Consider the following 18,956-nt stretch of genomic DNA (forward strand, 5'->3'; position numbering starts at 1 on the left):
CCTTAAGTCGACTTGAACTTGTAGGCTGCAGCCAACTCAGTCGTCATGCAAGAGGATTTTTACATGACTTATACAAATGGCCGGCCGGAAACATCGCTTTGGCGCGATGTAACTGCGTTGGCGCTGCTTCTGACAGCCTCGTTAAAAATCATGGCAAATGCCACGATCAGTCCTGCCTTGCCTGCGCTGGAAGCCAGTTTTTCAGGCGAGCCGGGCGCAGCTTATCTGGTCCGCTTTTTGGTCTCGGCGCCGTCCTTGACCGTGGTTCTTGTTGCACCGCTTGCCGGTCTTGCGATTGACCGCTTCGGGCGAAGCTGGCTGCTGATGGCCGGTGTTTTGGTGTTCGCACTGTCGGGCAGTGCCGGTGCCTATCTGAACGATCTGACTGCCATCCTTATAAGCCGTCTTCTGCTTGGGGTCGCCCTTGCTTTTACGATGACCGCGCAGGTCGCACTTGCCGGGGATTTGTTTCAGGGCAACCGCCGCAGCGCCTTTATGGGAGGGCAGGTTGTTGCGATTAATTTCGGAGGTTTTTTGTTTATTGGCGGAGCCGGTCTGTTGGCCGGCGTTTCTCCGCGTTTGCCCTTTGTAATTTATGCGTTGCCTCTTCTGCTGCTGCCGTTGCTCTGGCCGGTTATGAAACAGGAGTATCGGAACCGGAAACCCGCACACGACGTGCCCACATCCTTAACCAGTGCGGCAACCGAAGTATCAGCTGCGCAAGCCGGATCGTGGCTGGTCTATGCTTTTGGGCTTGCCGGTCTTTCAATGCTGACCGTGATGATCTTTTTTCTGATGCCAAGCCAATTGCCGTTTTATCTTGAAACATCAGGATTTGACGGGGCGACCGGCACAGCGCTCGGGCTTGGCGCCTTGACCCTGTCGGGCGCTTTCACTGCGTTGAAGTTTGCAGCGATCCGCGGCCGTCTCGGTCTCCCAATCACGTTTTCGGCAGGTTTTCTCATCATGGGATGTGGGTTCGCCACGCTTGCGATGTATCCAGCGTGGGAGTTCATCATTCCAGGCTGCGCACTGATTGGCGTTGGCTATGCGTTCGTCCAGCCGGCCTTGTTTCTTGCCGCGCTCGACATTGCACCGTCCGCTCGGCGTGGAACGGTCTCCGGCATGATCACAACATCGATGTTCTTAGGGCAGATCGTGTCGCCATTTGTGTTTACTCCGGCACTCCAGAGCTATGGTTTTGTAGCGGTATACGCCGTGAGCGGCGCAGCATTTGTTGTCTTCGCATCTTTGGCACTGGCAGTTAGACTTTTCAGACCCGTAAGAATGGCTGTGCCCTCAGAGCCTAGTTTGGAAAAACCAGTACTTTGACCGGTAACAGAAGGGACTGGATGCGGATGACGAGCGCATTCGCAATTCCCATCCCGTCCACGATCCGGAACAGGAAGGCAGAGAACCCGGAAATCTCACCAGACTTGATGGCCTTGTCGTGATTTGAATACGCAACGCCTATGCATCGGCTGCCGGGTGGGATGTAATCCGCATGACCTTCGAAAACAGGCTCTAGAACAGTCAGGATCGTGCCGGGACGCGCGCGATCCTGAATATCGATTAGCTGATCTGTGGGCCGGAGTTGACCGCCTGAGATCGCATCCTGGATTTCGGTGACAGCCATCGGGATGACGGCAAGCGGTTTTGAGGCGCAAGTAATCTCAACGACCGTGCCGATGTGGAGGATCTGAGCTGAGATTTGGCCAAAGCCAGCCTGAAAGCGGCCGCGGCCCGATCCTTCAGGGACCAGAATACCGGCCGGACGCAGGATTGGATTGACGAGGTCACCCGGTTGGAGCTTGAACTGGCGGACAGTACCGTTTGTCCCGGCAAAGACGGTCGACTTTTCGATCTCTGTTTCCGCCTGCGCAAGTGCCGCTTCGGCACTCGACTTTTGCGCTGGGAGAAGAACCCGGAGCCGGGTCTGGATCGCATCGCGCTGCGCCTTGATTGCTTCCTGCGACCCGGTTAGACCTTCGACCGACAGCCGTAGGCGCTCCAATTCCTGCTTGGTGACCACATTCTGGTTGCGCTCAGACAGGTTCAGGCGCCGCGTGAGATCATCCTGTGCCTGGCGCAACTGACTTTCAGAAGCAACGATATTGCCTTCGGCTGCTGCGAGTTCCGCTTGTCCGACCAGAATTGCGGCTTCCACCTCGGCAATCCGGCGCCGCGCTGTCTCGGCTGCCGCTTGTTGCCGCTGCGTATCGAGCCGGAAGATGGGGTCTCCGGCGCGGACAAACTGGTTGTCGGCAACATAGACCTCTTCGACCCGGCCGGGTCGATCGCTGAGAATAGAAACGGTCCTGAAGAGTGAGGTGACATTCGTCGTGGTGGGGTGAAAATAGAAAATCACCGTCAGCAGACTGATCGCAAGCACCGCACAGGACGTGATGCCCCAACGCAGTTCATACCACACTGTGAACAGGTTGATCTCATGACCAAGCCGCTTGCCCTGCTTGTAGCGGCGATAAAGGTAATCCGGAAGGATCGTAATCAGGGCGCTGAAAAGCAGCTCAAGCATTACCGGATCCTTCGCTTGCCGGTCCGGCCATAACGGAGCGATTTGACCTTAACTGGTAAAACTATCTGCGAAATTGGAATGGCGGCGAGCAACAGAGCTGCAACCCAAAAGGCGTTGTTGAAGGTGATCAGTGACAACAGGCCGAGCAGCCCGACAATCTGGATCTGGGTCTTGCCCATGCCGGACGCCATCCGGTCCGGCCAAGCCTGAACTGTGAAATACAGCGCGCCGAACCCGACCAGCACCAGGACCATGAAGATACTGACCGCGATGAACAGCGTGTCTGTCTGGCCCGGTGCCGTGATAAAAAACGGCAGCGGATCATGGCTAAGATTGCTCGTGATTGTGTCCACAACATCCCCTTCAAAGCCGAGACTTTGTTCTTAGTAGACAAAGTCAGTGCCTTGCGGGCAATACGTAATTTTGCGTTAGAGGCCGGCTGCGTCGAGGTCTGCAGGTTTCTGCGGAACCCCTGCCACATAGATTTCGACAACGGACCGATCGTCACCCAGGGTTTGTAAAACAAACAGCTCTTCGGACAACGTTTCAGCTGTTTCCATCCGCAAGGCCATCGGGCGCGTGGCTTTGGCGTTCAGAACGACAATGTCCGCGTCGGTACCAACGTCGAGCGAGCCGATCTTTTCAGAAAGCGACAGCGCCTTCGCATTGCCAAGCGTTGCCCAGTAGAAGGTTTCAAGCGGATGCAGGCGCTGGCGCTGCAATTGCAGGACCTTGTAGCCTTCATCCAGCGTGCGCAGCATGGAATAGCTGGTGCCGCCGCCAATGTCGGTCGCGATCGAGGTTTTTATGCCGGCTGCTTCTGTCCGTTTTTTGTCGAACAGGCCACTGCCCAGGAACAAATTGGAGGTCGGACAGAATACGGCGACAGAACCGGTTTCCCGCATCACGCCCAATTCCCGGTCATTCATGTGGATGCAGTGACCCAGTAGTGTTTTGGGCCCCAGAAGTCCGCAGTCTTCGTAGACACCCAAATAGTCTTGTGCGTCCGGGTAGAGCTCCTTCGTGAAGGCAATCTCGTTGTGGTTCTCATTGATGTGCGTCTGCAAATGGCAGTCCGGATACTCTTTCAGGAGCGTGCCGGCTGCCTCCAGCTGCTGGGGCGTCGAGGTGATCGCAAACCGCGGCGTGATGACGTAGTGGGCGCGACCTTTGCCGTGCCATTTCTCCAAAAGTGCCTTGCTGTCAGTGTAGGCGCTTTCGGCAGTGTCACAGAGGGCTTCCGGCGCATTCCGGTCCATCATCGTCTTGCCGCCGAGCATCAGCATGCCCCGGCGGCCGGCTTCCTCGAAATACGCCTCGACCGAATTCGGATGACTGGAACAGTAGGCGACCGCCGTCGTCGTGCCGTTTGCAAGCAAACAGTCGTAGAAGCCTTGTGCGATCCGGTCACCGTGTGTTTTGTCGGCGAATTTCTGCTCGGCCGGGAAGGTGTAGTCGTTCAACCAGTCCAGCAGTTGGTCCGCCCAAGAGGCGATGACCTGCACTTGCGGAAAATGCAAATGCGTATCGATGAAACCGGGCATCAGCAAATACGGCCGGTGATCGATTTCCTCAAATGGCTCTAAAGCTGCGGCTTTGACATCGGCATACGAACCGCGTGCCTTGATCACTCCATCGGAAATCAGGAGCGCGCCATCGTCTTCATAGGTATAGGCGGATGTGTCCTCAGGGCCGCCGGGCGCGGAGGTGAAGGTCAGCAGTCTGCCGCGCAGAAGTTTTGCCGTTGTGTCTGCCAAATCTCTATGTCCCTGAAATTATGCTGCCGGAGCCCGCTGTGCGAGGCAAGGCCTTTTAGACGCGATCCGGGAGGGCGGCAACGCGAGATACATTCAGAATTTCAAGAAAGACCTCCATGAGAGGGCCGCCCAAATGGCATTCTCACTTTGACGGTAAGTTGCAAATCTCTTCAGCGGCCGGGTCTGAATGAATGCTTGAGGTTGTCGATAGACTGCGGTTAAGTGCCTGCAGTTCTTTTGATAAAGGTGCCCCATGGCTGTTGATTTGCCCCGTCAGACCGACAACGCGTTCCTTGGCGATTCTCTGAAAGGAGGGTCGCACGAGCCGACTTATGGCGGCGTCTTGTCGTTCATGCGCCGGCGGTACAGCCGCGATTTAACCGGGGTCGATCTGGCCGTCTGGGGCATTCCGTTTGACGCTTCCGTTTCAAATCGGCCTGGTGCTCGTTTCGGACCACAGGGCGTGCGCCGAGCATCGGCTATTTTTGATGGGGATCCGCAATACCCCTTCGAGTTTGATCCTTTCGAAACACTGGCTTGTGTCGATTATGGGGATTGCGTTTTTGACTATGGCCACAACCGGGATATCCCAGGCCACATTGAAGCACAGGCGCGAGAAATCCTGCAGAGCGGCACGCATCTCTTTTCCATCGGTGGTGATCATTTCGTCACCTATCCCTTGTTGAAGGCGCACGTCGAAAAGCACGGACCTTTGGCCCTCGTTCAGTTCGACGCCCACCAGGACACCTGGGATGACAAGGGAGACCGGATCGATCATGGCACCTTTGTCGGCCGGGCGGTTCGAGAAGGGCTGATTGACCCGGAAAAATCAATTCAGATTGGTATCCGGACGCACGCGCCGGAAACTTGCGGCCTCGAAATTCTTTACGGCGAAGAAGTGGAGCTGCTTGGGGTCAACGGCGTGGTCGAATTGGTCAAGGACCGGGTCGGTGATGCCAAGGCCTATATGACGTTCGACATTGATTGCCTTGATCCCGCGTTCGCGCCAGGAACTGGAACGCCTGTTGCGGGTGGTCTTACAAGCCGTGAGGCGTTGATGATCTTGCGCCGCCTGGGGGATTTGAACTTCGTTGGCGGGGATGTTGTCGAAGTCGCGCCAGCCTATGATCATGCCGACATCACATCAATTGCAGGCGCAAGCGTGGCGTTGATGTATATCGGATTGCTTGCGGAAAAGCAGCGTCAGCGGACGGACGGTCTTTGACGTTGACGGCCGAGATCGGACGTCATGTGTCCGTCGGATAAGCCTTTGAATGACTTGTTGTTGTCGTTGGCTTTTTGTGTGTCCCAGAAGCGGTAGAGCGGATGGGTTGTCTTGTTTTGGCTGTAATAGGCAGACAGTTGCTTCCACAAAACGTACTGGGTGATCATGGCGACAATCACACCTGTGACAGCCACAAGTAGCGATAACATCAAACCACCCAAGATGGTGATAGCAAGCGCTGTCCACGCAGTCAGGTAAAGACCCAGCATTGGTCCTTGTTGACCTTTGGTTTCTCTCAGTTGATTGAGCCAGATACGTTCCCCGTAGGCAGCCTCCCGGCATAACCGCAGGCTGTTTATCGGAACATACCGAGACAGGGCTACCACAACCCAACATGTCCAGAGTGCGAGAATGCCAGCATAGAACGGGCCGATCCAAAGCGCCGTCCAGCTTGCAGCCGAAGCACATGCAGGGACAACTATGCGCGCTGCCATGACAGACGCTTTTACCGGGGCAGGTGAACCAGACCGTGCAGTGTAGCGCGCTGACCCGGTTGGCCCGGCCCAGTGTGCCGGTCTTCCATCATCAGAATGAAGCAGAGGCGGTGTGTGCATGATCTGGATTTGTTTCCCTTCGTAAGAACCTATACCGCGCGCTAAACGGGTTTTGCAAACCGGGAAAAGCAAGCGGCTTGGCAAAGTTGACAATAATCAGACAAGGCTTTGGTTCGGTTTTGCTCTCATGCGGCGTTTCTGGGGTTGGATTAACGGAAAATCAAACCAAACACACAGAGCTTGTGCGGGATTAATGCATGTAAACGCTTTGGCAGTCTGGAATGTGTTACTAGGATGGTCTGCAAGAAAAAGTGATAAGCAGATGCGGTTGAAGGCGGATCCATGACGGATCAACAGGTGTCTCAGGGAAGAAACGAAGGCCCAACAGGTTTTGCCGATTGGCAAGCCATGAAATCCCTTGCGACCAGACTGGAAGAGTTGAACACAACAGCGTGCTTTAACAGCTCTCTGGACATGTTTGGCGATCTGGACTGGCTTCAGCAGCTGGTGAACCTCGTTTCCGATTATGTCTATGTAAAAGACCGCCGGTCGCGATTTGTCATGGCAAATGACAAGGTCGCTGAAGATATGGGCCGGTCAACCAGTTCGGAGTTGATTGGCAAGTCCGATTTGGAGTTGCATCCACCCGAGGTCGGGCAGGTGTTCTACGAGGACGAGCAGTCCATGATGCGTGAAGGCCGGGATTTGGTCGACATTATGGACCGTATCCTTTTGCCCGACGGCACCGAAAAGTGGTTTTCATCATCCAAATATCCGATCCGCAAAGAAAACGGTGATGTTGTCGGGATTGTCGGTATTTCCCGAGATGTAACGGAGCGCCAAAACGCTGAGAAATTGCAGCGGGGTCAGAACGAGATCCTGAAGAAACTTGTGAGCGGTTTGCCGCTGCAGGATGTTTTGAATTCGCTCGTGCTCATGATCGAAGGGCAGCTGGAAAGCGGCATGGGTTCCGTCATGCTGGTGGACGACAGCGGTAATCATATCCTGTCTGCGTCCGGTCCGAACTTGCCCCAGAGCTATCTGGAGTTGGTTGATGGCATCGAGATTGGTCCAAGAGTAGGGTCTTGTGGAACGGCTGTTTTTAGAAAGGAAGCAGTGTTCGTCGAGGATATTTTCGACAGCGAGCTGTGGGCAGAGTATGTCGAACTCGTTCGCGAATATGACCTGAAATCGTGCTGGTCCGTTCCGTTTTTCTCCGGGGATGGCAAGGTGTTGGGGACCTTTGCATTCTACTGGACCGATGTTCGGGCCCCTTCAGAGCGGGAAGAGAAAATTGTTCGCGAAGCGGCGCATTTGGCTTCCATTGCGGTTGAACGCGACCGGGCGGAAAAAAGGATCCGGTATCTCGCAGACCATGACCCGCTGACGGGATTGCCGAACCGCCGGAAGTTCAAACGGAAGCTGGAAGCTAAAATCGAAGCAAGCCGACAAACCGGCGAACCGGTTGCTGTCGTGTTCGTGGACATGGACAACTTCAAGTTCATCAACGACAGCTATGGGCATGCTGTGGGTGACGACGTGTTGTCCACTGTCGCGGATCGCATCCTCGGATCCCACAACACCACCTTTGAGACGATAAGGTTCGGCGGGGACGAATTTGTCCTCTTCGTAGATGGCCCTACCGCGCAGAAGTCGGAACTAAAGGACTATCTGGCGCGCATGCGCGCTGAAATTTTGAAAACAATCGAGCTGGAAACGCTGACGCTTCACGTGACTTGTTCGATCGGGGCAGCCGTCTTCCCGTTAGATGGCGACACGGCCGATGAAGTTTTGAAGAACGCCGACCAGGCGATGTTTGAAGCTAAGAACCTCGGCCGGGACAATTTTTTCATTTTCGATCGGGAAACGGCGCCGGCGGGTGTCAACCGGCTGAAGCTGGTCGAAGAGCTGCGTCGGGGCATCAACAACAACGAACTGTTCCTGGAGTATCAGCCACAGATCGATCTGATGAGCGGCCGGATTGTCGGTGCTGAGGCGTTAGTGCGGTGGACACACCCTGAACGCGGGAGACTAATGCCCGGCGAGTTTATTGAGATTGCGGAACAAACCGGCGCGATTATTTCCCTTGGCCGCTGGGTCCTGAACGAAGCATGCCGTCAAAACAAAGCCTGGCAGGACGCTGGTCTTCCGCACATAACGATCGCGGTAAATGTCTCTGCGAACCAGTTCCGTGACAAGGCTCTTTTGTCAGATGTGTTTTCCGCGCTGGACACAAGCGGTTTGGATGCGCGGTATCTGGAACTTGAGTTTACCGAAAGCCTTGTCATCCAGAATGTGGAACAGGCCGTCGCTTTGATGGAAGATTTCCGGCGGATCGGCATTCATTTGGCGATTGACGACTTCGGCACCGGTTACTCCAGCCTTGTCGCTTTGAAGAATTTTCCTTTGAACCGGCTGAAGATTGACCAAAGCTTCATCCGGGATCTCGAATACAAGGAAAGCGACCGCGCAATAGTGCGAGCGATTATCAGCCTCGGGCGGGAACTGGGGCTAAACGTTGTCGCCGAAGGTGTCGAAACGGCAAAACAGCAAGCGTTCCTGCTGAGCTGCCGGTGTGAGACCACACAAGGTTACCATTTCGGCCGGCCTATGGCGGCCGACAAGTTCTCAAAACTTCTCGGGATGACCAGAACACCGTTGGACGTGGCGCTCTAAACGTTGTCTGCCTGTTGGCGCTCGCTTACTGCGAGAAAGCTTGCGGGGAAACACAAGAAGGCACGAAAAGATCGCTTAGATCCGTGCCTTCTTTTTTAGAGCTCAGACCCGGTTCATCACATAACTTCCCGGGGCGTCTTCGAGTATCTTGACCCGGTTGGCGCCAGGTTTGCGCGGCTTGGCTTCAGCCGGATCGTTTTTGCGGATCCACTCGTCCCAATAGGGCCACCAGGATCCGGGGTGCTCTTCCGCGTTTTTCAACCAGTTTTCGAGTGTCCCTCGCGCTTCGCCGCCGGTCCAATACTGGTACTTGTTTTTGACGGGCGGATTGACGACGCCAGCAATATGGCCGGAACCCGACAGCACATATTCCACCGGTCCACCAAAACAGCCCGACCCCAAGAACACAGATTTTGGCGGCGCGATGTGATCTTCGCGGGTTGCGAGGTTGAAGATCGGGATCTTGACCCTGGACAGGTCAAGTGTTTCGCCGCCGATTTCCATCTCGCCTTTTGAGAGCTTGTTGTCGAGGTAACAGTTGCGAAGATAGAAGGAGTGGTTTGCGGCCGGCATGCGGGTAGAATCTGAGTTCCAGTACAAAAGGTCGAACGGGAAGGGCTCTTTCCCCTTCAAGTAGTTGTTCACCACATAAGACCATATGAGGTCATTTGACCGGAGCATGTTAAACGCCGACGACATCTTGGACCCGTCCAGATAGCCGCTTTCCGCCATGCGCTTCTCCAGGATGGAGATTTGTTCTTCGTCCACAAACACCTTGAGATCACCCGCGTAGGTGAAATCGACCTGCGTCGTGAAGAAGGTTGCCGTCTTGATCCGGTCGTCGCCGGTCTGCGCCATGTAGGCCAGCGTTACGGCGAGGAGTGTGCCGCCAACGCAATAGCCGATTGCATTAACCTCTTCCTGGCGGGTGGCGCGCTTGATGACATCCAGCGTGTTGAGGATGCCCTCTTTCATGTAGTGCTCAAAGCTTTTTTGAGCTTGCCGTTCGTCCGGATTGACCCAGGAGATCACGAACACCGTGTGGCCTTGATCCACGGCCCACTTGATGAAGGATTTCTCCGGGTTGAGGTCGAGGATGTAGAACTTGTTGATCCACGGCGGCACGATCATCAAGGGGCGCTTCAAGACTGTGTCCGTAGTCGGGTCGTACTGGATGACCTGGCACACGTCGTTTTGCGCGATGACCTTGCCCTTGGTGGTTCCGAGGTTTTCGCCGAGTTTAAATTTCGACGGATCTGTTTGCCGGATCTTCAGTTCGCCCTTGCCGGTCTTCAGGTCCTCGGCCAGATGCTCCATTCCCTTGACGAGATTTTCGCCGTTGCTCTCCATGGTCAGACGCAGGAGTTCAGGATTGGTCAGAAGGAAATTCGACGGCGAGAGTGCGTTGGAAATCTGTGTGACGTAGAACTCGGCCTTGTGGCGGGTGTGCTCGTCCAGTCCCTGGGCTTCGTGGACCATCTCTTCGGCCCACTGACTGGTGATGAGATAAATCTGTTTGACGAAATCGAAATACTGATTGTTTTCCCAGTCGGGATCAGCAAACCGCTTGTCCGTTACCGGGGCTTTGACGGCCGGCTCCGACTGTTCGCCCATCATCCGTTTCAGTGACGAATTCCAGAGATCGATGTAGCCGCTCCACAAGCGGCCCTGCGCCTCCAGAGCCCGCTGCGGATCAGACGCCCAGTATTCGCCAACTTGAGCGAGTGTCTTGACCACGCCGGTGAGTTCGTCAGTTGATTCGTGCGTAATCTTGCCTTGCTCGCGCGGCTCGATATACGCAGCGAGCGCCTTGCCTGCATTTTCCAATGTCTTCGCAAGATTTTGCGCGAAAGCTTCTGGATTGTTGATGATGTATTGCAACATGGGATGCTGGCGGTCATCAGCCATAAGCAGGGATTCCTCCGACTTCCGGTCTTCTTAACTGCCGTCTGGAGGCGGCAGTCTGTTGGGCGGTTCCTCAGCGTTATGTGTTTCTATTTGCGCTTGTATTCGGAACGTCAGTTTCATTTATGGCACAACGTTCCGGCGCCGTCGATTGGTTTCCATAACGCGTATTGCCGCTGTGCTAGAGGACTTGTGTGACACTTCGATGGAAGTATGATCACAGTTGTAGTTGAGGGAGACGGCAATCATGCGCGTGCGGCGCGATCTCTGTTTGGTGTTCTTGGGGGCATCCATTCTCCAATCCTGCGCCGTTGGCCCCGGCACGCCGCTCGTCAAAGCGGTGAACCCGGACCAAAAAACACGATCAGGCACCGTGCAGCCGCCAACGGGTTACGGTCCGCCAAACGCGTCCGCGCAGTCCAAAGGCCTGATCAACCCGTTGGAGCGGGCAGAGACGGAAGAATATCTAAAAACTCTCGCAGACGAGCAGTGAACAGATCGACACGGCCTTAGCACTGAGTGCGGCGGACTGCCTCTAACGCTCTGGTCTATTCTTCTCAATGGCGCAGAGTGTTAGTTTTATCATAGCCTCAGCAGATGCACCTAACGTCACCTCCCGATAAAAATAGCGGGTACCGTTACGTAAAACAACTTTGGATAACTTTGAAACTTTGGTATGCCACTTTCGGGTGAGCACATACTTTGTTGGGCAGAAATGTGGTCCCGGCGTTTTGGGGGCGCTCGTGCTTGATGTGAAGACTATACTGTTTTCCCTAGTTGTCGCTGAGCTGACAGCCAGTGCTGTTTTGTGCTTTCTTTTTTTCTTCTGGAAACATCGTGACCGGGCAGGGCATTTGTCCTTCGGGCTCTGGTCTATTGCGTTCCTGCTCGGGGCGATCGGCACACTGCTCATAAGCTTCCGTGGTGTGTTGCCGGACGACCTGACCATCATTGCAGCGAATTTTCTTATCCTTTTTGCAACTGGCCTGAGACGCAGTGGTGTCGCGGCCTTCTTTCACCAGCCTTTGCGCCTTTGGATTGCTGCAGGGCTTGCCGGGGTCTGGCTATTACTCTGCTCAGTTCCGGACTTTGCGACAACATTGTCCAGCCGGGTGGCTTACGTACAACCGGTTATGATCCTCTACATCGCATGGTCGGCCATAATCTGCTTGCGCTGGAATACAGAAAACCTCGTCACGCCGAAGCTGTACGCTTTCAGCGCAGCTCTGGAAACGAGCGCGCATTTCAGTTTGCTGACCGCACTTGGATTTGGCGCTGAAAACGGGCTGTTCGAAGCGATCAGCGGTCATGTCATTTTGATTGCACTGCTGCTTATCCTGGTTGCCATGGTGCTTTCCATGTTTACAGCGCTCGCAATGCCGATCGAGCGATCACTTTTGCAATTCAAATCGGCCGCCTATCGCGATTGTCTAACGGGATTGCCCAACCGCCGGGCGGTGTTTGAAAGGGCGGCAACGTTTACGTCAGTTTCCGGCGCAAACAACTGTCTCACGGTGATCCGGTTTGACATTGATGAGTTCAAGAGGGTCAACGACAAGCACGGCCATGCAACCGGTGACCTGGTCCTTCAAGTGTTCGGCCGGGTTTGCGAGGAAACAAGACCGGCGGATACGGTTGCAGGCCGGCTGGGCGGTGATGAGTTTGTCCTTCTGTCCACCAGGATGGAGCCAAACCAAGCTCGGATTCTTGCCGAAAGGATTCGGGCTCATTTCGCAGCTGCCTGTTCTGCGGAGACAGAGGGTGCGATTCAGGTTGGACTAAGCGCTGGCGTCAGTTCTGTGCCGCTTGATCTCGGACTGGATGAGGCCTTGGAAATTGCAGATAGAGCTATGTACGAAGCCAAAGCGTGCGGCCGGGGCAAAACGGTTGTCGGCTCGGCTGAAAAGGCCAGGGTTTTTTCTGGCACTGAAGACACACAATTCGCTTTCTATAACCCCCATCCGGCATAGCTGCCCATTACCCAGCCTTCTATTTGGCGTGCTGTACCTCGTTTCGGGGTCGTTCTTGGTAGGCCCCGGCCAAACTTATCTGTTCCCACATTTAGGTGGCTAGGCGCTCAAAGATGGGTGCGAAACTTGAAAAGGCCTGTTAAAAGGTCGCCCAAACTGCTTACCGCGCAGGTGAGACATACCCATTTTCAAGCCGCAAGGATCCGCGCCCATGGAGGAGTTCCACAAAATCAAACGGCTCCCGCCGTATGTTTTTGAACAGGTCAATCGCTTGAAAGCTAAGGCGCGAGCGGCGGGCGCGGATATTATCGATCTCGGTATGGGTAACCCGGATCTGGCAACACCGAAGCACATCGTCGACAAGCTGACCGAGGTCGTTCAGGATCCACGCAGCCACCGGTATTCCGCTTCCAAGGGAATTCAGGGTCTGCGCAAGGCTCAGGCGTCATATTACGGCCGCCGGTTTGGCGTGAAGCTCGATCCTGACACACAGGTCATCGCAACTCTTGGCTCCAAGGAAGGCTTCGCCAATATGGCGCAAGCCATTTCCGCGCCGGGCGACGTGATCCTGAGCCCCAATCCAAGTTATCCAATCCACACGTTCGGGTTCCTGATGGCGGGAGCCTCGATCCGCAATATTCCGGCCGAGCCAAACAGCGGCTTCTTTGAAGCGCTGGAACGCGCGGTCATTCACTCTGTGCCGAAACCGATCGCGATCATTCTGTGTTATCCGGCCAACCCGACAGCGTATTGCGCGGACCTCGATTTCTATAAGGACGTCGTGGCTTTTGCGCGCAAACACAACATCTTCATCCTGTCGGATCTAGCCTATTCAGAGATCTACTTCGGAGACACCCCGCCACCGTCTGTCTTGCAGGTGCCGGGTGCAATGGACGTCACCGTTGAATTTACATCCCTGTCCAAGACCTTCTCCATGCCGGGATGGCGGATGGGCTTTGCGGTTGGTAATGAACGCCTGATTGGCGCCCTTGGCCGGGTGAAGTCCTATCTTGACTACGGCGCTTTCACGCCGATCCAGGTTGCTGCGACCGCGGCACTGAACGGTCCGGATGATTGCATCCGTGAAACCCGTGAGATCTACAAGAAGCGCCGGGATGTTGTCGTTGAGAGCTTCGGCCGGGCCGGGTGGGATATTCCAGCGCCGGAAGCCAGCATGTTCTGCTGGGCCCCGATCCCGGAAAAGTTCAGGTCCCTCGGCAGTCTGGAATTCTCCAAATTGCTGCTGGAACGCGCCGACGTTGCAGTCGCGCCAGGCATCGGTTTTGGCGAATACGGTGACGGGTTTGTCCGCATTGGTCTGGTAGAAAACGAGCAGCGGTTGCGCCAGGCGGCAAGAAATGTCCGCCGGTTCCTTGAAACTGCGGAGCAAAAGCTGCACAACGTCATCCCGCTTGAGACTTCTCGCTGAATAGAATTGGATTAATTCCCGAATGGCAGACGCATTGAAAATCGGCGTGGCCGGCCTTGGAACGGTCGGTGCGTCCGTGGTGCAACTCCTGGAAAAGCACGCTGGCCAGATCGAACGTAGGACCGGTCGGTCCTTGACGGTTACAGCTGTTAGTGCCCGGAACCGGACGCGCGACCGGGGAATTGATACAAGCGGCTTCATCTGGTTCGATGATCCGATGACCATGGCGAATGAAGCAGAACTCGATATTTTTGTTGAGCTGATCGGCGGGGAAGACGGACCGGCCGAGCAAAGTGTTCGCGCAGCGCTTAGCCGCGGTGTGCACGTCGTGACGGCCAACAAGGCTTTGATTGCCAAACACGGTGTGGATCTGGCCCGCGTCGCAGAGGAGAACAACGCCTGCCTCAACTATGAGGCAGCGGTCGCGGGCGGTATTCCGATTGTCAAAACCATGCGTGAGTCTCTGGCCGGCAATGAAGTCAGCCGCGTCTATGGCATCCTCAACGGGACGTGCAATTACATCCTGACGCGGATGGAAGCCGAAGGCATCAGCTTCGAAGATTGTCTGGCTGATGCGCAGCGGCTTGGTTATGCGGAAGCCGATCCGACGTTCGATATCGAAGGCAACGATACGGCACACAAGCTGGCGATCCTGACGAGCCTTGCCTTTGGCACCGAGATTGACGCCGACAGCATTTTCATGGAAGGCATTACTTCCATTACAACGGCTGATATCCAGGCTGCCGACGAGCTCGGCTTCCGGATCAAGCTGCTCGGTGTTGCACAGCGCACCGACACGGGCATCGAACAACGCGTTCACCCGACAATGGTGCCGAAATCGTCCGCGATTGCACGGATCGACGGCGTTCTGAACGCTGTTGCCGTCGACGGTGATTACGTCGGTGAGATCGTGCTGGTTGGACCGGGTGCCGGTGGGAACGCGACGGCGTCGTCTGTGGTTGCCGACATCACAGACATTGCCCGGGGCGACGAAACACCAGTCCTTGGTATGCCGGCAACAGACCTGGTTCCGTACGAGCGGGCCCGGATGCGCCTTCACGAGGGTGGCTATTATATTCGCTTGTCGGTCTACGATCGCCCGGGCGCGTTCGGCGAGATTGCCCGCTGCATGGGGGATGCCGGTATTTCTCTTGAGTCCATCGTTCAAAAACGGGCAGCGGCAGAAGACCGAGACCGCGACAGTGCGGATGCGCCGCAACCGGTCATCCTTATCACCTATGAAACAACCGAGATCGCCATCAAAGAAGCGCTGGATGTGGTCATGTCAAAAGGCGTGGTCGCAGAACAGCCGCAGATGATCCGGATCGAAAAACTGAAGTAAGTCAAACGTCCCGCGGACGTGCGGAACGGGGGAAAAGCGGAGATGTTGATGTCCAACACAGAACACCAGCCAGCCAGCGGGCTTGACCGTATCCTGACATTGGAACTGGCGCGTGTTGCCGAAAGAGCAGCTGTGTCAGCCGCCCGGTTGCGCGGTCACGGTGATGAAATGGCCGCCGACCAGGCAGCTGTTGATGCGATGCGCCGTGAATTGAACCGCCTTCCGATCGACGGCACGGTGGTGATCGGCGAAGGCGAGCGTGACGAAGCTCCGATGCTCTACATCGGCGAGAATGTCGGCACCAAGCAGGGCCCGAAAGTGGACATCGCTTTGGACCCGCTGGAAGGCACGACCATCTGCGCAAAGAACCTGCCGAACTCTCTCGCTGTCATCGCTCTGGCTCCGGAAGGTGACCTTTTGAATGCGCCGGACAGCTACATGGACAAGATTGCGATCGGTCCAGGCTATTCTGAGGGCCTGATTGATCTGGATGCGCCGATTGCGGACAATTTGGCCGCTGTCGCCAAGGAAAAAGGCGTCAAGATCGAAGAAGTGACGGCTTGTGTCCTCGACCGTCCGCGCCATGCACGTTTGATTGAAGAAATCCGAGCCACCGGTGCTGCGATCCGCCTGATCGGTGATGGTGATGTCGCTGGTGTGATCCACACGACAGATCCGGAAGAAACCGGCATCGATCTTTACGCAGGTATCGGCGGCGCACCGGAAGGCGTTCTGGCGGCCGCGGCCCTGCGCTGTATCGGCGGTCAAATGCAGTCCCGTCTGGTGATCACCCGCGATGAGCAGGTCGAACGCGCCCACCGGATGGGCATCGACGACATCAAGAAGAAATACACGCTGGAAGAAATGGCAGGTCCGGACGTTCTGTTCGCCGCAACCGGTGTGACGGACGGCAACTTCCTGCAAGGCGTGCGCTTCGGACGCAATCACATCACCACGCACACTGTGGTTATGCGATCCTCAACGGGGACTGTCCGCTACATCAAGGCCCAGCACACACAGCTGGAAAAGTTCCACCTGGACTAAGTCTGAACGCATGCTGACAGGATTTGGCGAAGACGATAAAGGGCGCCTCGTACTCGGGGTTGCCCGCTCCGCCAATGACAATGCATGGCGGGAGCGCCTGAGCTCCGCTGAAGCGCGCGCCGCGATGGCGATCTCGCAACAGCACGGGCTGCCCGATGTTTTGGCCCGCGTCATGGCAGCGCGTGGTGTTGCTGCTGAAGACGCTTCGGCGTTTCTCGAACCATCCCTCAAGACCCTGATGCCGGACCCGAGCAGTCTCGTCGACATGGACGCAGCTGTGGCTCGCGTAGCCGATGCGGTTCAGGCAGGGAAGAAGATCGCGATTTTCGGCGACTACGACGTCGATGGCGCCACCTCGTCCGCAGTACTGGCAAAGTATCTTCAATGGATGGGGCTTGATCCGGTCATCCATATTCCCGACAGGATCATTGAGGGGTACGGCCCAAACGGACCTGCAATCGAGAACCTTCAGGCAGGCGGTGCGGAACTGCTGATTACGCTCGACTGCGGCAGCACATCTTTTGAAGCCTTTGAAACGGCCGGGAAGCTTAACCTCGACGTCGTGGTGATTGACCACCACCAGGTTGGAGAAACGCTGCCCGATGTGCGGGCGCTGGTCAATCCGAACCGGCAGGATGATCTGTCGGGGCAGGGACATTTGGCGGCCGTTGGCGTTACCTTCCTCTTTATTGTCGGACTGAACCGCGAGCTGCGTCAGCGGGGCGCATTCAACGGCTGTCAGGCGCCAGATCTGATGGCGCTGCTGGACTTGGTGGCACTCGGCACGGTGTGTGATGTGGTTCCGCTCCAGGGCTTGAACCGTGCTTACGTGACGCGTGGGTTGGCAGTCATGCATCAACGGCAGAACTACGGCCTGACAGCGCTGTCAGATGCCGCGCGGGTGAGCGGAAAACCGGCCCCTTATCATCTGGGGTTCCTGATCGGTCCGCGGATTAATGCGGGTGGCCGGATCGGCGATGCGGCTTTGGGCGCACGGCTTCTGACCACAGCGGACCCGCATGAAGCTCGTGCTATTGCCGAACGTCTGGATCAACTGAACACCGAGCGTCAGGCGATGGAAGCTGTGATGCTCGAACAGGCAGGAGCCGAGGCCGCTATGGCCATCGAACAGCGGGACCCGGCCGTTCTTTTGACCGGATCCAGCGACTGGCATCCGGGGATCGTCGGCCTGATCGCGTCGCGGCTCAAGGAAGCGCACCGCCGCCCAGCGTTTGCGATTGCCTATGATGAAACGGGCAAGGGGACAGGGTCCGGACGATCAATCAATGGCGTGGATCTCGGCAAGGCGGTCCGAAAAGCTGTCGACGACGGGCTTTTGGAAAAGGGCGGCGGACATGCCATGGCCGCAGGGCTGACGGTGCGCCAGGAAAAAGCAGCTGATCTGGAAGCCTTCTTCAACGAAATTCTGAAAGATGATGTGGAAGCTGCAACGGCACACCGGGAACTGAAGATCGACGCGGCATTGACTGCAACGGGTGCAAACCTCGATCTGATGAATATGCTGGAAAAAGCAGGCCCCTACGGCGCTGGTCATTCCGAGCCGGTGTTTGCGTTTCCTGCGCATCGTATCTCTTTCGCCGATGTCGTGGGCAAGGGCCATGTTCGGGCGACACTTGCGGCTGGTGACGGCACTGCGCTCAAGGGGATTTGCTTCAAGGCAGAGGACAAGCCTCACGGCCAGATGCTTCTGGAAGGCCGTGGCCGCAACCTGCATGTTGCAGGGACACTGTCCATTGACACCTGGCAGGGGACACCGAAAGTGCAGCTGCGCATTCTGGACGTCGCGGACCCGCAAAAGACCAGGCTTTAGCGTTCCTGCAACGCCAGTCGAACACCGAGAATGCAGAAAATCGTCCCGACGGCTTTTCCTTGCCATTTCAAGATGACGGGATTGCGCTGGACCAATCCGCCAAGTGTACCGGCGCCCAAGGCAAAGACGATCGTGCTGAATAGCCCGAGGGCGACAAAAATAAATCCGAGAATTGTCAGTTGAAGCAGCACGTAACCATTTTCGGGCTGCACGAACTGCGGCAAAAACGCCAAAAAGAATAGGGCCGTTTTTGGGTTTAGAATCTCCGAAATGAAAGCCTGGCGAAAGGCTGTCCCAGTGCTTACGTCCGCAATGCCGTTTCCGAATGACGTAGCAACCTTCGAAGTGATGGCTTTGATGCCAAGGTAAATCAGATAGGCGGCACCGACGTATTTGATCACCGAAAACAGAAGAGCTGAGGCCGCGATGATCGCTGAGAGGCCGAATACAGCGAGCAATGTGTGAACGATGTCGCCAGCTGCGATCCCGGCGCCTGTCGCGATGCCGACTTTTGGACCCGACGTTGTAGCCCGTGCGATCGTCAAAAGGGTTGCCGGACCAGGAATGAATACAAACCCAAGTACGATGAGACTGTAGGTGATGAGTGTCGGCAGATCGACCATGGCATCCTCCGTCAAGAACTATATTCAATCCATCACGGGCTCAAGGTCTGTACAAGGGATTTGT

The 18,956-nt window shown here is 56.1% G+C and carries 15 protein-coding genes; 9 read left to right on the top strand and 6 right to left on the bottom strand.

Features of this window, described 5'->3' with window-relative positions; genetic code table 11:
• The first annotated feature begins 63 nt into the window (after window positions 1-63).
• Window positions 64-1,332, top strand: coding sequence for an MFS transporter (locus ACVDG4_RS02195; protein ID WP_447233864.1), 1,269 nt, complete (start codon window positions 64-66; stop codon window positions 1,330-1,332).
• Here ACVDG4_RS02195 and ACVDG4_RS02200 read toward each other — a convergent pair.
• The 3 genes from ACVDG4_RS02200 to guaD form a co-directional block, all read right to left on the bottom strand.
• A complete protein-coding gene (locus tag ACVDG4_RS02200; RefSeq protein ID WP_306148569.1) occupies window positions 1,307-2,536 on the bottom strand; it encodes an HlyD family secretion protein in 1,230 nt (409 codons plus the stop codon). The genes ACVDG4_RS02195 and ACVDG4_RS02200 overlap by 26 nt on opposite strands.
• Window positions 2,536-2,889, bottom strand: a complete 354-nt coding sequence (locus ACVDG4_RS02205; RefSeq protein WP_306148570.1) for a hypothetical protein — start codon at window positions 2,887-2,889, stop codon at window positions 2,536-2,538. The genes ACVDG4_RS02200 and ACVDG4_RS02205 overlap by 1 nt, the downstream gene beginning before the upstream one ends.
• 75 nt (window positions 2,890-2,964) lie before the next feature.
• Window positions 2,965-4,293 carry a guanine deaminase gene (gene guaD / locus ACVDG4_RS02210; RefSeq protein ID WP_447233865.1) on the bottom strand — a complete coding sequence of 443 codons (1,329 nt, stop codon included), beginning with the start codon at window positions 4,291-4,293 and terminating at the stop codon, window positions 2,965-2,967.
• A 253-nt stretch (window positions 4,294-4,546) separates the two neighbouring features.
• Here guaD and speB point away from each other — a divergent pair, with 253 nt between their 5' ends.
• A complete protein-coding gene (speB, locus tag ACVDG4_RS02215) occupies window positions 4,547-5,518 on the top strand; it encodes an agmatinase (RefSeq protein WP_447233866.1) in 972 nt (323 codons plus the stop codon).
• Here speB and ACVDG4_RS02220 read toward each other — a convergent pair.
• Entirely contained in the window at window positions 5,497-6,012 is a 516-nt protein-coding gene (locus ACVDG4_RS02220; RefSeq protein WP_447233867.1) for a hypothetical protein, read from the bottom strand. The genes speB and ACVDG4_RS02220 overlap by 22 nt on opposite strands.
• 402 nt (window positions 6,013-6,414) lie before the next feature.
• On the opposite strand from ACVDG4_RS02220, the gene ACVDG4_RS02225 reads away from it, so the two are divergent.
• On the top strand, window positions 6,415-8,748 hold the full coding sequence (locus ACVDG4_RS02225) for a sensor domain-containing protein (protein ID WP_447233868.1): 2,334 nt from the start codon (window positions 6,415-6,417) through the stop codon (window positions 8,746-8,748).
• A 102-nt stretch (window positions 8,749-8,850) separates the two neighbouring features.
• On the opposite strand, the gene ACVDG4_RS02230 is transcribed toward ACVDG4_RS02225, so the two are convergent.
• Entirely contained in the window at window positions 8,851-10,656 is a 1,806-nt protein-coding gene (locus tag ACVDG4_RS02230; protein WP_306148574.1) for a PHA/PHB synthase family protein, read from the bottom strand.
• A 244-nt stretch (window positions 10,657-10,900) separates the two neighbouring features.
• Here ACVDG4_RS02230 and ACVDG4_RS02235 point away from each other — a divergent pair, with 244 nt between their 5' ends.
• The 6 genes from ACVDG4_RS02235 to recJ all read left to right on the top strand — a co-directional run bounded on the left by ACVDG4_RS02235 (window position 10,901) and on the right by recJ (window position 18,269).
• Window positions 10,901-11,146: a hypothetical protein gene (locus ACVDG4_RS02235; RefSeq protein WP_209175143.1), complete on the top strand. Its 246-nt coding sequence runs from the start codon at window positions 10,901-10,903 to the stop codon at window positions 11,144-11,146.
• A 250-nt stretch (window positions 11,147-11,396) separates the two neighbouring features.
• On the top strand, window positions 11,397-12,623 hold the full coding sequence (locus ACVDG4_RS02240; protein WP_447233869.1) for a GGDEF domain-containing protein: 1,227 nt from the start codon (window positions 11,397-11,399) through the stop codon (window positions 12,621-12,623).
• A gap of 211 nt (window positions 12,624-12,834) precedes the next feature.
• Entirely contained in the window at window positions 12,835-14,052 is a 1,218-nt protein-coding gene (locus tag ACVDG4_RS02245; protein ID WP_306148576.1) for an LL-diaminopimelate aminotransferase, read from the top strand.
• Window positions 14,053-14,074: 22 nt separating this feature from the next.
• A complete protein-coding gene (locus tag ACVDG4_RS02250) occupies window positions 14,075-15,394 on the top strand; it encodes a homoserine dehydrogenase (RefSeq protein ID WP_447233870.1) in 1,320 nt (439 codons plus the stop codon).
• 48 nt (window positions 15,395-15,442) lie between these two features.
• On the top strand, window positions 15,443-16,438 hold the full coding sequence (gene glpX / locus ACVDG4_RS02255; protein ID WP_209002191.1) for a class II fructose-bisphosphatase: 996 nt from the start codon (window positions 15,443-15,445) through the stop codon (window positions 16,436-16,438).
• A 10-nt stretch (window positions 16,439-16,448) separates the two neighbouring features.
• Window positions 16,449-18,269 (top strand): single-stranded-DNA-specific exonuclease RecJ, encoded by a 1,821-nt coding sequence (gene recJ / locus ACVDG4_RS02260; protein ID WP_447233871.1) that lies wholly within the window; start codon window positions 16,449-16,451, stop codon window positions 18,267-18,269.
• On the opposite strand, the gene ACVDG4_RS02265 is transcribed toward recJ, so the two are convergent.
• On the bottom strand, window positions 18,266-18,892 hold the full coding sequence (locus ACVDG4_RS02265) for a LysE family translocator (RefSeq protein ID WP_447233872.1): 627 nt from the start codon (window positions 18,890-18,892) through the stop codon (window positions 18,266-18,268). The two genes, recJ and ACVDG4_RS02265, sit on opposite strands and share 4 nt — an antisense overlap.
• Window positions 18,893-18,956: the final 64 nt, after the last annotated feature.

This window comes from Roseibium sp. MB-4 (assembly GCF_053005265.1).

Excerpts from the sequence above, each read along its gene's own strand:
- ACVDG4_RS02225 (WP_447233868.1), top strand. The coding sequence starts at position 6,415 with ATGACGGATCAACAGGTGTCTCAGGGAAGAAACGAAGGCCCAACAGGT.
- ACVDG4_RS02265 (WP_447233872.1), bottom strand. The coding sequence starts at position 18,892 with ATGGTCGATCTGCCGACACTCATCACCTACAGTCTCATCGTACTTGGG.
- glpX (WP_209002191.1), top strand. The coding sequence starts at position 15,443 with ATGTCCAACACAGAACACCAGCCAGCCAGCGGGCTTGACCGTATCCTG.
- speB (WP_447233866.1), top strand. The coding sequence starts at position 4,547 with ATGGCTGTTGATTTGCCCCGTCAGACCGACAACGCGTTCCTTGGCGAT.
- ACVDG4_RS02230 (WP_306148574.1), bottom strand. The coding sequence starts at position 10,656 with ATGGCTGATGACCGCCAGCATCCCATGTTGCAATACATCATCAACAAT.
- ACVDG4_RS02220 (WP_447233867.1), bottom strand. The coding sequence starts at position 6,012 with ATGGCAGCGCGCATAGTTGTCCCTGCATGTGCTTCGGCTGCAAGCTGG.
- ACVDG4_RS02245 (WP_306148576.1), top strand. The coding sequence starts at position 12,835 with ATGGAGGAGTTCCACAAAATCAAACGGCTCCCGCCGTATGTTTTTGAA.
- ACVDG4_RS02250 (WP_447233870.1), top strand. The coding sequence starts at position 14,075 with ATGGCAGACGCATTGAAAATCGGCGTGGCCGGCCTTGGAACGGTCGGT.
- ACVDG4_RS02235 (WP_209175143.1), top strand. The coding sequence starts at position 10,901 with ATGCGCGTGCGGCGCGATCTCTGTTTGGTGTTCTTGGGGGCATCCATT.
- ACVDG4_RS02195 (WP_447233864.1), top strand. The coding sequence starts at position 64 with ATGACTTATACAAATGGCCGGCCGGAAACATCGCTTTGGCGCGATGTA.
- ACVDG4_RS02200 (WP_306148569.1), bottom strand. The coding sequence starts at position 2,536 with ATGCTTGAGCTGCTTTTCAGCGCCCTGATTACGATCCTTCCGGATTAC.
- recJ (WP_447233871.1), top strand. The coding sequence starts at position 16,449 with ATGCTGACAGGATTTGGCGAAGACGATAAAGGGCGCCTCGTACTCGGG.